12 protein-coding genes and 2 pseudogenes are annotated in these 14,719 nt (G+C 38.4%); 5 read left to right on the top strand and 9 right to left on the bottom strand.

Annotation, left to right across the window (positions count from 1 at the left end):
• Window positions 1-628: 628 nt before the first annotated feature.
• The 3 genes and pseudogenes from NSQ94_RS03175 to NSQ94_RS03165 form a co-directional block, all read right to left on the bottom strand.
• Window positions 629-2,935 carry an NEAT domain-containing protein gene (locus tag NSQ94_RS03175; RefSeq protein WP_339230092.1) on the bottom strand — a complete coding sequence of 769 codons (2,307 nt, stop codon included), beginning with the start codon at window positions 2,933-2,935 and terminating at the stop codon, window positions 629-631.
• An 82-nt stretch (window positions 2,936-3,017) separates the two neighbouring features.
• Window positions 3,018-3,419: a hypothetical protein gene (locus NSQ94_RS03170; protein ID WP_066247764.1), complete on the bottom strand. Its 402-nt coding sequence runs from the start codon at window positions 3,417-3,419 to the stop codon at window positions 3,018-3,020.
• 347 nt (window positions 3,420-3,766) lie between these two features.
• Window positions 3,767-4,003: pseudogene (locus NSQ94_RS03165) on the bottom strand (IS3 family transposase); the annotation flags it as partial.
• A gap of 113 nt (window positions 4,004-4,116) precedes the next feature.
• Between NSQ94_RS03165 and NSQ94_RS03160 the strand changes: the two are divergent.
• The 4 genes and pseudogenes from NSQ94_RS03160 to NSQ94_RS03145 form a co-directional block, all read left to right on the top strand.
• The gene (locus NSQ94_RS03160) at window positions 4,117-4,410 is read left to right on the top strand and encodes a S8 family serine peptidase (protein ID WP_144598496.1); all 294 of its coding nucleotides are present in this window, start codon (window positions 4,117-4,119) and stop codon (window positions 4,408-4,410) included.
• Window position 4,411: 1 nt separating this feature from the next.
• Window positions 4,412-5,329: an SAR2788 family putative toxin gene (locus tag NSQ94_RS03155; RefSeq protein WP_094244484.1), complete on the top strand. Its 918-nt coding sequence runs from the start codon at window positions 4,412-4,414 to the stop codon at window positions 5,327-5,329.
• A gap of 327 nt (window positions 5,330-5,656) precedes the next feature.
• Window positions 5,657-6,133, top strand: coding sequence for a hypothetical protein (locus NSQ94_RS03150; protein ID WP_066247761.1), 477 nt, complete (start codon window positions 5,657-5,659; stop codon window positions 6,131-6,133).
• A 146-nt stretch (window positions 6,134-6,279) separates the two neighbouring features.
• Window positions 6,280-6,625, top strand: a pseudogene (locus NSQ94_RS03145) (transposase); the annotation flags it as partial.
• 234 nt (window positions 6,626-6,859) lie between these two features.
• Here NSQ94_RS03145 and NSQ94_RS03140 read toward each other — a convergent pair.
• From NSQ94_RS03140 to NSQ94_RS03115, 6 genes are all read right to left on the bottom strand, one after another.
• A complete protein-coding gene (locus tag NSQ94_RS03140; RefSeq protein WP_277874814.1) occupies window positions 6,860-7,444 on the bottom strand; it encodes a recombinase zinc beta ribbon domain-containing protein in 585 nt (194 codons plus the stop codon).
• 239 nt (window positions 7,445-7,683) lie between these two features.
• Window positions 7,684-9,078, bottom strand: coding sequence for a 23S rRNA (uracil(1939)-C(5))-methyltransferase RlmD (gene rlmD / locus NSQ94_RS03135; protein ID WP_339230089.1), 1,395 nt, complete (start codon window positions 9,076-9,078; stop codon window positions 7,684-7,686).
• A complete protein-coding gene (locus NSQ94_RS03130) occupies window positions 9,075-9,965 on the bottom strand; it encodes a DNA-3-methyladenine glycosylase (RefSeq protein ID WP_339230087.1) in 891 nt (296 codons plus the stop codon). The genes rlmD and NSQ94_RS03130 overlap by 4 nt, the downstream gene beginning before the upstream one ends.
• A gap of 59 nt (window positions 9,966-10,024) precedes the next feature.
• Window positions 10,025-10,822: a delta-lactam-biosynthetic de-N-acetylase gene (gene pdaA, locus NSQ94_RS03125; RefSeq protein WP_327856984.1), complete on the bottom strand. Its 798-nt coding sequence runs from the start codon at window positions 10,820-10,822 to the stop codon at window positions 10,025-10,027.
• Window positions 10,823-10,945: 123 nt separating this feature from the next.
• Complete coding sequence (locus tag NSQ94_RS03120) at window positions 10,946-12,490, bottom strand: fumarate hydratase (RefSeq protein ID WP_339230085.1); 1,545 nt, start codon at window positions 12,488-12,490, stop codon at window positions 10,946-10,948.
• A 147-nt stretch (window positions 12,491-12,637) separates the two neighbouring features.
• On the bottom strand, window positions 12,638-13,801 hold the full coding sequence (locus tag NSQ94_RS03115) for a pyridoxal phosphate-dependent aminotransferase (RefSeq protein WP_144598479.1): 1,164 nt from the start codon (window positions 13,799-13,801) through the stop codon (window positions 12,638-12,640).
• Between the two features lie 87 nt (window positions 13,802-13,888).
• Here NSQ94_RS03115 and NSQ94_RS03110 point away from each other — a divergent pair, with 87 nt between their 5' ends.
• A complete protein-coding gene (locus tag NSQ94_RS03110) occupies window positions 13,889-14,671 on the top strand; it encodes a carbon-nitrogen family hydrolase (RefSeq protein ID WP_144598480.1) in 783 nt (260 codons plus the stop codon).
• Window positions 14,672-14,719 lie beyond the last annotated feature (48 nt).

The raw sequence follows: 14,719 nt of genomic DNA, 5'->3' as shown, positions 1-14,719 counted from the left end.
ATCTCCTTCAAAATAGTTTTGTGGCATTCGTTTCTTTAAATAATATCGAATGCTTAATAAATATTTTCCTATAAATGTATTTATCAATAGTTGGAAAAACAGTCAAACGCCCGATGAAAGATGTCAAATTTCACACAGTACTTTTTGCCCAAAATTATCTCGAACCTATGATTTTTTCTAAAAACAATTGATGGCATACAATTCCATTTAACCAGTAATTCGGAATTCTAAAATTGGTTATTTGTGGTTTTTATGTTACATTTTATGGTGCATATAACTTATTTTTTGTAAAAAAATCTAGGTAATGGAAATTGTTTATATTGCGCTTTCATAATTGAGGATTTTTTGTTAGGAGGATGCCGATTGTAGTTAAAAATGCTGTCTTTTTTTGAAATTTTGATAACCCTAAGGACCTGTTCTTTGATGCAAACGCGGAAAAGTATGCTTACAACAGTTAATACCGTATAACATCTAATACCCTTGCGCCTATATTGGTAAGAAAAAAGGAAGTAATTACCTCTAAATAAGATAATTACTTCCGGGATTTTTCTTCATTTCTACTTTTTGGGACTAGACCACTGCAAGGAGAGGCTATCAATTTTTTGGATCTTCACTTGGCATTCTCTTTTTAGTTATATTTTTTTCTTACAACAGCAAAACATATACTCCCCATTCCAAGTAAAATAGTGCCAATCAGTAGGAAATTAAATTGATTGGTAGCTGTATTGGGCAATTTTTTACCTTCTAGTTCCTTCTTTTCTTCTGCTAACTGTTCAGATTTTGTTGGTTGTCCGATTTTTTCTTCCGGCTGTTCAGGTTCTGCTGGTTGCTCAGGATTTTCTCCCGGCTGTTCAGGCTCTGCTGGTTGTTCAGGATTTTCTCCCGGCTGTTCAGGTTCTGCTGGTTGCTCAGGATCTTCTCCCGGCTGTTCAGGCTCTGCTGGTTGCTCAGGATTTTCTCCCGGCTGTTCAGGCTCTGCTGGTTGTTCAGGATTTTCTCCCGGCTGTTCAGGTTCTGCTGGTTGCTCAGGATCTTCTCCCGGCTGTTCAGGTTCTGCTGGTTGCTCAGGATTTTCTCCCGGCTGTTCAGGCTCTGCTGGTTGCTCAGGATTTTCTCCCGGCTGTTCAGGCTCTGCTGGTTGCTCAGGATTTTCTCCCGGCTGTTCAGGCTCTGCTGGTTGCTCGGGATTTCCTCCCGGCTGTTCAGGTTCTGCTGGTTGCTCAGGGTCTTCTCCCGGCTGTTCAGGCTCTGCTAACAATTCGGCTGTAATAAGCGCAAAATATACAGAGTAAGCAGCAGTTTCCCCATTATTTGAAATCTCTATAGTATACGGTATGGATGGATCAATATCTTTAAAAATATGTGAAGAATCAGCTGCTATTTCCTCACCCGTTTCTTGATTTTGTAAGCTAACTTCGACATTAGCTTTCGGAATGATTTGTAAGCTTAATTGACCATTTTCATCAACAATTAAATGGCTTTTTTCAACAAAATTCGCAAAATCCGCTCCAAAATCTGCTAAACTGAGAACATATGTGCCTGCATCATAGTGTTTCGTTTTTAGAATATTTGTTACTGCTTCTTTCAATGCTTGCGTAGCAGATAAAATTTCCACTCTTGTTGCGGCTAATTTGTTACTAACCTTCTCAGCTTCATTAAGTGACGTTTGAAAAGTATTCACATGCTCCCCATCAGCTTCCAATTTACTTGGATCGATTTTCTTTGCAAGTTCAACGAAATCTTTTAAGTCTTCTTGGATATTGACATTAAAGTTTAAATATACTTCTTTTTCCACACCATCCGTATTATATTTCACATAAGAAATGCCTTTCCAAACATCGTCTCCAGCATCCTTGTGCCTAATGTTTATTTGATAAATATTAGTATCATTTTTCGCTTCTACAAAATACACTTTAGACATAGCACTTGAAAAACCGCCATTTGCAGTATCTGCGGCTTTATAAATTTGTAAAGTTTCTTTTGGTAAATGAACAGGAATATTAGCAACAGTTTGATATGTTCCAAATTGCTTTAATACTGCTGTTGTTTCTTCGCCGAAATCACCTGCATGCTCGGACAGTTCTGCATCATCACCAATAGAGTTTAAAACTCTAAATCTTAAAGGCTCTATCTTAAAGAATTGATCCCTCTTTACAGAATCCATTGCAAATTTTAGACTTTCTATTGCTGCATCAACCTCTGTTTGTGTAGCATTTGGATTATTATAAACGTTTTCAGCGTTGGCAAGCCTTCTTTGAATTTCGGGGACAGCATAGCCATGTTCTCCTTCAGAATAAACATATGGAATCAAAGTCCCTCTAGGATGCACTGTATTAAAGAGGTGTCTTGCCTCCTCAAGCACTTTTTCCAATTCAGATTTATCCGTTTCAACATCAATCGGTAGAGTACTTGTATCTAATTGTAATTGAACATTGTACCAATTATCATATATGCCACCAGGCATACCAGGGACATTTTCCATATGCACATGCATTAAAATATCTAAAGCTTTTGTTACATCCTCCATTTTATAACGAATCACATAATTCCCATTATCTTTTCGTTCTGGCTGAACTTGCTGATACCCATCCATACCAGATATGTTATCACCTGAAATAACAGCCTTTGGCTTACCTGGCAGTCGATAACCAATATAAGGTAAATAATCTTTGTTTACTGCTGTAATTTCATGCTCAAATATTATCGTATCATCTTCTATAATCAATCTTCCTGAATTAGCAACATACAAATAACCATGAGCTGCTGATGTTTCCGCAGTTCCATCTTTTAAATAACGATAATCAACTCCTTCATATGTTCCATTTACTAATCCTGCCCCTTCCGCATGAACATTATGAAATATTGGAAGGATAGGTGATAAAGTCAACAGGAATATTGCAATACCTATCCATAATAACCTACTTTTCCTCTTCAAGCTGATCTCTCCCTAATCACAAAATTTTTCCAATGGAGAGTGAATGGAAAAACCCCGCCACTCTCCAAATATTCTGAAAATATCAAAGCCATTGAATAAATAGAGGAATATATCCACTATGCGGACCAGCGTTTACATATAATTGAACAGCTAAATTTACATCGAAATCATAGACGTCAAAAGTAAATTGAACATTTCCATCCGCATCAACTGTCCGATTGGCGGAAACATAATCACTGCCATCCCATACTAATAAATCACCAATATAACTAGCATCCTTCAATGTAATAGTTGCAGAATTACCATCGATAACGGCATCACCAACAATAAACGAACTCGCGTGACTAGAATAATTCCCATTAGAATCTAAAAACTGATAATTTAATGTTGCGGCAGATACAGATACAGCAATCGCTATGGATAGCAATAATACACTTATGAACATCGCAACAGTTCTTTTATAGCTTAGATTAGTTTGAATCATTCTCTACCATTCTCCTTCATTTCTTGGTATTACATCCATTCTCATAAACCCTGCCATTACTTATTAAATCAATTGCGTTTACTTACTCCTCCCTCCTTTATGTTTTTATATGCCAGGGCATTTAATGGTAACGATAATCATTCTCAATATATGACGTAAAAAAACACCATTGATTATGATTGTGTTTCAATAATGATAATCATTATCAATGGTGCGCGAAAAAAAAAATGCCCTGCTTAATGAGCGGCATCTTGATGTAGTAAATAAAATGTTTGCCTATCAAGTATAGTTTTACCATTTACATGTATAATTGTCAACTTTTTTTGTATTGGTATGTCAACACTAAACTAGACAATTTTTTTGAGGTGTTTCTCTTTGTACTCCACCGGGCTTAAATACCCAAGTGTTCCATGTATTCTAACATGATGAAACCAATGAACATAATCATCTAATTCCAGTTTTAATCGGTCTAAATTTTCAAAATATTTACCTTTAACAAATTCTGTTTTGATAATTTTAAAGGTTGCTTCAGCTACTGCGTTGTCATAGGGACAACCCTTCATGCTTAACGACCGATTGATATTAGGTCAATAAAGTAGACACAAAAATTTATAAATTTTTTTCGCAGCTACCGCGCTATCGCTTGGTGGCCTTTTAAAAATAATTACGACGTTGTCCTAATTATTTTTAAAGGTAAATTTTCGGGATTGACAAAAACTTAAAACGAGATCCAACGGCTGCAAAAAATAAAGTTGACTATGTTACTCCTGGTATAAACGTACAAGCTGTAAAAATTAATAAAATGAGAGATAAAAGTCTTGATGGAACATCATATGCAACAGCTTATGCAACGGGAATTATTGCACAACTCTTAAGCGAGCAAAAAATAGATCGAACTTCTTATTTCAAGCATTTAAAAGACTACGCAAAACCTTTGGGCAAACAATCAGAATACGGAAATGGATTATTAACATTAAAAAAAGGGGATTAGAATGAAAAAACTATTGATTATCTCATTATGTTTTACTTTAAGTTTTTTAAGTATTGGACCAACTGCAAGTAATGTATATGCTGCTACCTCTGAAAATGAAGTTCCTGTATCTGTAGAAAGTAACATTCAAGAAGTTTTTAACTATGCAGCAGACGAAACAGAAGAAATTGTCCAAGAACTTGAAGAAGAGTTTAATACTGCTGAGGATACTGAACTAGAAGTTTCTAACTTAAATGTTCAGAATGATAGGATTATTATAGAAAGTAAAGTTTCAACATATAACTATGATGTGGATACTACTTTAGAAATACAACCTGAAGAGAATACTGCCCAGTATAACATTACATATGAAGAAAATGGGGATTTAATTGAAAAAGAGTATGATTTAAATATTAATGTTATAGATGATGAAAATTTTATTATAGAGTTTATTGATAAAGAAACTGGTGAAATCACAATTTATGATTCTTCAGTTGTATCTGCCTCAGCGGTTCCTTATGTTGCATATATTATAGGTTCTCAAGTTGTTCGTTTAGCAATTAAAGGTCTTGCGAAAAAATCTATTAAAGTTGCCAGTAACATGGGAAAAATTCTAAAGCACAATAGTCGAGGCGTTCTATTTGAAGGTAATGCTAGCAAAGGATGGAAACATATAAAGAATGGACATATTTTGGGCAAAGGTGCTAAAAAGGGCGATACATTATTCCCCAAAAACTTATCTGAATCTCAAATTAAAAATATTATTATGGAATCTTTACAAAAAGGTACTTATAAAGGTCAAGCAGCTAATGGTTATAAATCTTATGAATATAACCTAAATAAGTATGGTATAAATAAAATGAAAGTCATTGTTGATAAAGATGGTATGATTGTCACTGCGTACCCGTTGTCCGGAAAAAGTGTGATAAAAGTTAAATAATAAGGAGCAATCCTGTTAGAAGGATTTTCGGGGTCTTGAAAAAATAAAAGCCCTCTAGTATGATGCATGAGTGTCAACGCTCATTGACCCATCATCATACAGAGGACTCTATCATATGAATTTTAGTACAAACCATAAAATTAATCAAGTTCTTGAAAACACGTTAGTAATTGGCAGCGATATTGCCAAGCAGAAGCGTATCCTCAAACTGTAAATCAATAAAGTAATGTAAAATACTAAAATATATATCAGTAAAAATATTTTTTTAATAAGGTATAAACGGGTTAAACCGTTGATATCTCAACATTTAAAGAGGGAGTTATTATAATGAAAATATCTTTTTTTGTTGAATTATATGATGAAATGATTGGACAACCTTTTAATATAGATGACTATTTAGCCTGTCGTTTATCTATTTTTGTGCAGCAAAATGGGGAAAAAAAAGAACTTTGTAATTCCACTTTCCATGACGCCTTGCTTTTAGGTATGGGGAAAATTCTTTTGGAATTAAAAGAAAACCATACATCTTTTTCTAATGGATTTGAAACCTATGAAAATGCAATGGAATATACTTTAAACAAAACTGGTAAATTGCTTATTATTAAAGCCTACAGTGAATACGACAATACAACAGAAATCGCCTTTCAAGGTGAGTTTGAAGATTTTCTTACAGCTTTCTTTAAAGAATATGAACGCTACTTTAAAGGACTTCTTCAGAAGGATCCAAATGCCATTCAACACGATTCTGTTGAAATGATGGAGCAACAATTAAAAGCCTATAAAGAACTAAAAAACAAATATTAACTTACAATATTTAAAGGGAGTATGATTTAAAAAAGTTTTTGGGAGTATGAAATATTTTGTGTAAATGAATAGAATGATAAAAAAGGAAGACCTTTTCTTGATAGAATTGGGTTATCGCAAAAAATTCACAGAAAAGAGATCTCCCTATGAATCAGTTTACAACAGAGCTTGTCGATGCACTAGTCAAAAAAACAAGATATCACCGAGGTTTTCCGTACGCATTTAGAAACGGCAGTGAATACGTTACTTGCGACAGAACTAACATTCTTTTTAGACTTCGAAAAGTACGATCGTATCGGCTTTAACTCAGGTAATTCGCGCAATGGTTCTTATTCTCGTAAGTTACACACCGATTTTGGTGACCTAAATATCCGACACGTGATCTAATGGCGAGTTTAAACAACAACCGTGGCTCCATATAAGTGCTCAAACGATACGCTTGGAGCAACCGTCATTCTTTTGTTTCAAAAAGACATCACAATGACTGAAATTTTATATTTGCCTCATTTTGGGAAATCCTTAATAACACCATTTTTTAATCGAATAAATAATAATTTTGTTTATCTTGCTCATGATGATGGTTGGTTTTGTAAATTATATTGTAATGACATTCTATAGTAATAAAAGGTCCATGGACATGTTTCCCAAACAGGCAAATTAGGCAGACATCAATTCTATCAACTCGAGCCATGTTGAATGTGTGTCGCAGATAGTTTTGAGGAAAAATTAAGCAGAAAGAGCCGAAAATCTGTAAAAGATTTTCGGTGTTCCATCTGCTTTTATTTCAATTCTTCTAACAAATCGGTGTAGCATTTCCTCTGTTAAATCATTGAACAAAAGGTATTTGTCTAACTCGGCTTTTAGCTTAGCAATTTCCTCATGGATATTTTTACTTTCCAATGAGTGTTGTAATTCAGTCTTTTGAGCAGACAGTCTTTTCAATTCTCTATTGATTTCTTCAATAGCCCGTTGATAATCAGCTTTAGTAATGATTTCATTTGCTAACAGGTTGAGAAATTTACTTTTTCTTTCAACTAGCCGTTTCATTTCCCTTTCAATGCTAGCTAGCTTTTTGTTCGTCGTTTTCTCGGCTCTCACCGTTTGTTGTTCTAGTTTCTTTATTAAACCTTCTTTACTGATTTCCCTTGCGTATTTTTTTAGATCAGAAAGGATAATTGATTTAAGGCCACTTTCTTTAATAGCATGGTGACTACATTTTTTGCTTCCATGCCTACCGTATCCCCCACATATATATCCCTTTCGATTTTGTCTGTACCACATGCCTGTTCCACAGTCTGCACAAAAAGCAATATTAGTAAATAAATGCTTTTTAGGAGCAGTTATGTCCTCTTTCTAATTTTCATTTGTGCTTGTACAGCTTCAAAATCTTCTCTAAGATAATGGCAGGGTGGGAGTTTGATACAATTACTTGATTTTCAGCAGACACTTTCTTTCTCCCTTTTATTGAACGGATAGAAGTAGATAACAACCAAAATGTTAAAATTTACCACAAGCTTACGCCGATTTAGTGTGTAAAAGTTTAAACACGCTCAATCATTTTTTAACACTAGCCGTGAAACACACTCCACATGCGCCGTGTGCGGGAACATGTCGACGGGCTGGATGTATTCGACTTTGTACAAGCTGGAAAGAAATTGAATGTCTTTTGCCAGGGTGGACGGATTGCATGAGACGTAAACGAATCGTTTTGGCTTCACTTTTTTGATTGTTTTGAGAAACGCTCGGTCGCAGCCGGTGCGGGGAGGGTCGACGACGACAACATCTGGGCGCCAGCCTTCTTTTGCCCATTTTGGCATCCATGTTTCTGCTTTGCCTGTGACATATGTTGCATTTTTGATCCCGTGTTTTTCGGCGTTTTTTTTCGCGTCACGGATGGATTCTTCAATGACATCCATTCCTCTGATTTCTGCTGCATCCTTTGCCAGCCACAAGCCGATCGTGCCGACGCCGCAATAGGCATCTACGATTTTTTCGCTTCCTGTTAAACCTGCTGCTTTTTTGACTTCGTCATAAAGTTTGACCGTTTGCACCGGGTTAAGCTGGAAAAAAGCGCGGGCGGAAAGTTCAAAGGAAAGGTCGCCCAATGTTTCTTGGATGACTTCTTCACCTTTTAACAAAACCGTTTTGTCGCCGAAAATCAGCGATGTTTTGCTTCCATTTATATTTTGCATGACTGATTTTACTTCCGGCGCGCGCTTCATGATCTCCGCTGCAATCAGTTCTTTTCGCGGCAATTCTTCCCCTTTTGTAATGAGGACGACTTGCACATGGTTCGTCTGAACTCCGGCGCGTACGACGATTGTGCGAACGATGCCCGTCCGTTTTCGCTCATGGTAAATCGGGATGTGAAAATCCTCCAGTACTTGTTTTACCGTTTGGGTAATTTTATCTGTCAGCGGGTGCTGGACCATGCAAGAGTGAATTGGAACAAGCTTGTGTGATTTCGCACCATACAGGCCTGCTATCACTTGCTGTTTTTCATTTCCGAGCTGAAATTGACTTTTATTGCGGTAATGCCAAGGGTCGTCCATACCGATTGTCGGACGGATGTCGAGGGCGTCAACCTCTAGGTTCGTATGGCGCTCAAGCGCTTGAATGACAATGTCCCGTTTGGCAGCAAGCTGCTGTTCATATTGCAAATGCTGCAATTGGCAGCCTCCGCATCGGTCATAATAGATGCAGGGCGGTTTCACACGATGAGGGGATTTTTTCCGTATTTTTTTAATAACGGCTTCTGCATAATTTGGTTGAATATTCTCTGCTTGAACGACCACTTCTTCCCCGGGCAAAGCTCCCGGGACAAAGACAACTTGTTTCTTAAAATACCCGACACCTTCTCCGTTAATGCCAAGCCGCTTAATGGTCAGCGGAAATTGCTGTCCCTTTTGAATCGTCACAGATGCCGGTCTATTTTTTATCTTCATTTCGCTTCTCCCCGTCTCTTTTCGATGCTTCGCCATAAATAAAAAGCTGCATAGCTTAAATAAGGAACCCACTCGCGGCTGTAGTTTTCCATTTCTTCTTTTGTCGGTTTCTTTTCCAGTTGAAAATAATGCTTGATCGCATTTTGCAAGCCGATATCAGCAGCAGGAAACAGATTCGGCCTGCCCAGCCCAAATAAAAGAAAATTTTGCACCGTCCACGGGCCGATGCCGCGCACTTGAACCAATTTTTTCATAATGTCATCATCGCTCCATTCATGGAAGGCCTGAAGCGGCAGTGCTCCTTCTGCAATCAATCTGGAGGTATCAATAACATATTCCGCTTTTCTCATGCTGAATTTCAGCGCCCGCAAATCTTCATAGTTCAATTTGGATACTGTTTCCGGTTTGGGATAAAACCATACATTATCTACTTGAAAACCAAAAGTTTGCACAAAAGCGGTCGTCAATTGATAGGCAAATGATAAATTTAATTGCTGATGAATGATGCATTTCATTAAACAAGCATACGGATGAAAATCTAACACGAGCGGCGTCCCTTCATGCTCTTGAAAAAGCGGAGCAAGGTTGGATTGCAGGAAATGATCTTGAATGGTTTTAAGCGAATTCTTCCATTGAAATATGCGTGTCAGCTCATGGATGGCTCGTTCTTTTTGTTCATCCTGTTCCCCTGATATTTCAAATACTGGGTTTTCCTTCGATCCGATTGCTTTTACAGCGGCAACAAAAGGTTCTTCTTTTTCACTATAAAGAGGAACAAGGACGGTTCGCTTGTGCACGTCCACCTTGTTCAACGGATCAAGTGAAAGGCGCTCTAACACGCGGTCGAAGTCATACGGCGGCGCCGCTTTTATCGTCACATTCCACATGTTTTTACCGACCTTTATCGTATTTTTTCGGAGCTATTATATCACATAATCCGCTTCTATTAATAAAGAAATGGACTTTCAAACATTTTCTCCATCACTAGATCGTCTAAGCTTTTAAAAGTATAGCCTTGCTGTTTTAAAGTTTTAATCGCTTCATCAAGCGCATCAGCGTTGTCTTTTGATACGGTGTGCAGCAAAATGATCGCGCCCGGATGAATTTGATTGATAATGTTGTCGTATGCATATCGCCAGCCTTTTTGTTCATTCACCTTCCAGTCGACAAATGCAAGCGACCAAAAAATATTGCGATAACCGTATTTTTCGGACAATGCAAGTGTGCGTTCGCTAAAAATGCCCCTTGGCGGTCTCACATATACTGTTCCTTCTTGGCCTGTAAGCTCCTTTACTTTGTCGCTGACGGCATCAAGCTCCTTCTTTATTTTATCAGCACTTATTGTCGTCATATCAGGGTGGCTCCATGAATGATTGCCGACAATATGCCCTTCTTTCACCATTCTCTTTACAAGATCAGGGGCTGTTTTTAAATAATGGCCTGTTACAAAAAACGTCGCATGTACATCGTGCTTTTTCAGTACGTCCAAAATTTTCGATGTATAGCCGTTTTCATAGCCATTATCAAACGTTAAATAAATCTCTTTTTTGCTGGGATCTCCTAAATAAAACGCTCCATATTTATTTAAAAGTTCATTCCATTCTTTCCCGGCATCAGGAGGCTGATGATTATTGTTTTTTTGAAAACCCCAATGAATCGGGTGATTGCTGACAGCAGCAGAGGCGCAGCTAAAAAAAGAAAAAAATAACAAGACAGAGCAATATAAAATCCGGAAATAATTCAAGCTGTGAATCTCCTTTCCATTATTTTTACTATTAGTCTTTATCCGTTTTTAGGAATTATGCTCCATCTTGATTTCAAAAAAATACCATAGCCAATCATCTGGCTATGGCATTGAGTTTAATATTTAGCTAAATACCGGCTCTTTAAATTGAGAAAGCTTTTCTAATGACGATTTTTCAATGTCTTCATGCAGGCTGTTGCCGTGTGAATCCATTGTGACAACGGCCGTGAAGTCTTTTACGCGCAAATGCCACATAGCTTCTGGAATTCCAAACTCCAGCAAGTCAACACCTTCAACCGCTTCGATGCAATCCGCATAATATTGAGCAGCACCGCCAATCGCATTCAAGTATACTCCGCCATGCTCTTTTAAAGCTTGCAGCGTTTTTTGCCCCATGCCGCCTTTGCCCATTACCGCACGGATGCCAAATTTTTTCATAATATCCCCTTGATAAGGCTCTTCGCGAATGGAAGTGGTCGGCCCGGCCGCTTTCACTTCCCAATTGCCGTTTTCATCTTTTAACATGACAGGTCCGCAGTGGTAAATAATTTGACCGTTTAAATCAACCGGCGCATCATGATCCATTAAATATTTATGGATGGCATCCCTTCCTGTGTAAATGATTCCGTTGATGCGAACAACGTCGCCGACTTTCAGCTGGCGGATTTGTTCTTCTGTAATTGGCGCTTGCAGCGTGATGACACGTCTTTCAGAGTCCGTTGATGCTAAATGTTCTTCTTGTGCAGCATTTTCTTGAAAATCAACATCTTCTCCATCTTGATAAAGCCATTTTATGATTTCACCCGTATTTGGATCGATATGCACACCTAAACGGCGGAATGCCCAGCAGTTGTATGCGACAGAAACAAAAAAGCTCGCAGGGATTCTGTGCATTGCGCCGACTTTGCAGCCTAATAAAGTGGTTTCCCCGCCAAATCCCATCGTTCCGATGCCAAGCTTGTTCGCATTTTCCATAATATATTCTTCCAATAGCCGCAATTCTTCGTTCGGATTTACGTCATCGACTTCGCGGAATAATTGTTCTTTCGCTAAATCGTACCCCGATGAACGGTCTCCACCGATTCCAACTCCAATGAATCCTGCGCTGCATCCTTGGCCTTGTGCTTGATATACCGCATGCAAAATACATTTGCGGATTCCATCCAAATCTCTGCCGGCTCTTCCCAATCCTTCTAGTTCGCACGGCAGGCTGTATTGAATATTTTTGTTTTCGCAGCCGCCGCCTTTTAATATTAAGCGAACATCGATATAATCTTTTTCCCATTGTTCAAATTTTACGACTGGAAGCCCTTCGCCCAAGTTATCGCCGGAATTTTCTCCAGTGAGCGAATCGACCGAGTTCGGGCGAAGCTTCCCGTCCTTCGTCGCTTGAGCGATCGCTTTTTTTATTGTTTCCTTTATTTGAATTTGATTGATACCGACTGGCACTTTAATTTTAAATGTCGGCAATCCGGTATCTTGGCAGATCGGCGATACATTTTCATCTGCCATTTTAATATTTTCGGTTATCGTGGCAAGCGACATCGCAGCTCTTGTACCAGCATTTTCACGCTGCTTCGCCTTCAAAATAGCGCGGCGGACATCCTTCGGCAATTTTGTAGACGTTTCCACAATTAATTGATACATACTCTCATATAATTTTTCCATCCCGCTTATCCCCCTTACATTCAGTCAAAAAACTCCCACTTAACACAATTTTTATTATACTTCTTTTAATTTTGATTGGAAAGGCATTCACGTGCTGATCATTTTTTTAGGGGGATAAGGAGAGTGTTTCAACATTCATTGCAGCAGTTAAAAAAGATTCAGCTTGCGAATTCTATCAACCGCTTCTAAAAGCCTGCTCTCATCAACTAATAAACCAACGCGTATGTATCCTTCTCCATATTGCCCGAAGCCGTTTCCTGGCGCAACGGCGACATCTGCTTTTTCAAGCAAATAATCGGCAAACTCTTCGCTAGTAAATCCTTTCGGAACAGGGAGCCAGGCAAAAAATGATCCTTTCGGAGCTTGAGCGTTCCAGCCAATTTGCCGAATAGCATTGATAAACGTATTTCGGCGTTTTTCATAAAGGGAGACAAGCTCCTCTACACACGACTGATCGCCTGTTAATGCGGCAGCTGCTGCTAATTGTATTGCTGGAAAAAGGCTGCAATATAAGTGATCTTGAATAAGATTAATACTTTCAATGATATTCTGGTTCCCTACAGCAAATCCAACGCGCCAGCCGGCCATATTGTAGGTTTTCGACAATGTGTACATTTCAATGCCGATGTCCTTAGCTCCTTCCGCTTCAAGAAGGCTGGTCGGTTTTTTGCCGTCAAAGCCGATCGCACCGTACGCAAAATCATGGACAACGGAAATTCGATGCTTCTTTGCAAACGTAACCGTTTCCTCAAAAAACTTAAGATCGGCCGTTGCTCCTGTCGGATTGTTCGGGTAGTTTAAATACATCAATTTTGCCGCTTCTTTATCCTCCAACGGAATGGCGTTGTAATCAGGTAAAAACCGATTTTCTGCCAACAGCGGGAACGTTTTAAATTGAGCCCCGGCTAAAACAACGCCTGATAAATAGTCTGGATAACCCGGGTCGGGCAATAGCATTAGATCTCCTTCATTTAATAGGCACATCGGCAATTCAACAAGTCCAGTTTTCGTACCGAATAAAATCGCCACTTCTTTTTCCGGATCTATATCGACACCGTATTGTTTCTTATAATATTCACTAGCCGCATGTTTTAACTCAATCAGACCTGAAAATGGTGAATATTTATGTGTTTTCGGGTCTTCTGCTGCGGTTTGCAGCGCTTTGACGATATGCGGGGGAGTCGGCTGGTCAGGATTTCCTTGTCCTAAATTAATAATATCTCTTCCTTCAGCTACAGCGTTATTCACTTTTTTCACAAGGGCAGAGAAAAATTGTGTTGGAAGCTTTTTTAAACGTTCTGAAATCTCCACTCTAATCCACCTTTTTTTATAAAAATAGTTGAAATTATCATAAAAATTCTATAGTCTTTATATAAAAATGTCTAGGGGCTGAAAATCATGAAAGTTGCTTGTATACAAATGAATATCATTTTAGGCGAACCGGACCAAAACTATGAAATCGCTCAAAAAAATATAATAGAAGCAGCAAACCATCAAGCGGATACAATTGTTTTGCCTGAAATGTGGAATACAGGATACGCCCTTGATCAGCTTGATGAGCTTGCAGACAAAAATGGAGAAAAAACAATTGAGCTGCTGACATCCCTTGCTAAAACATATCATGTCAATATTGTCGGCGGTTCAGTTGCAACGAAAAAAAACGGACAATTTTTTAATACCATGTACGTTGTCGACCGATTCGGAAATATCACCGCTGAATACGACAAAGCCCATCTGTTTAAATTGATGGATGAGCATAAATTTATGAGTGCCGGCCAAAAAGTAAATATATTTGAGCTGGACGGCATCACTTGCGGCGGTGTTATTTGTTATGATTTGCGTTTTCCGGAATGGATTCGCACCCATGCATTAAAAGGTGCAAACATTATGTTCATTCCTGCCGAATGGCCGAAAAAGCGAATTGACCATTGGCAATTGCTTCTCCAAGCACGGGCAGTTGAAAATCAAATGTTTGTTGTAGCAGTAAACCGGGTCGGAGCGGATCAAAATAATGAATTTAATGGACACTCAATGGTCATTGCCCCTTGGGGCGAGCTTCTTGTTCATGATCAAACAGATGAAGGAATTTTTTACGCCCAACTGGATCTTCAAGAAATTGACCGTGTAAGAAAAACCATTCCTATTTTTCAAGACAGACGTCCGGAATTATATTTCGAATAAAATTTTACACCCCTTAAAAGAATGTGAAAGCATTCCCTTTTAAGGGGT

It is taken from the genome of Aeribacillus sp. FSL K6-2833, assembly GCF_037965815.1.
Classification (GTDB): Bacteria; Bacillota; Bacilli; order Bacillales; family Aeribacillaceae; genus Aeribacillus; species Aeribacillus composti.
Note: the sequence above shows the minus strand (reverse complement) of the source record. Positions and strands in the feature narration are given on the sequence as shown.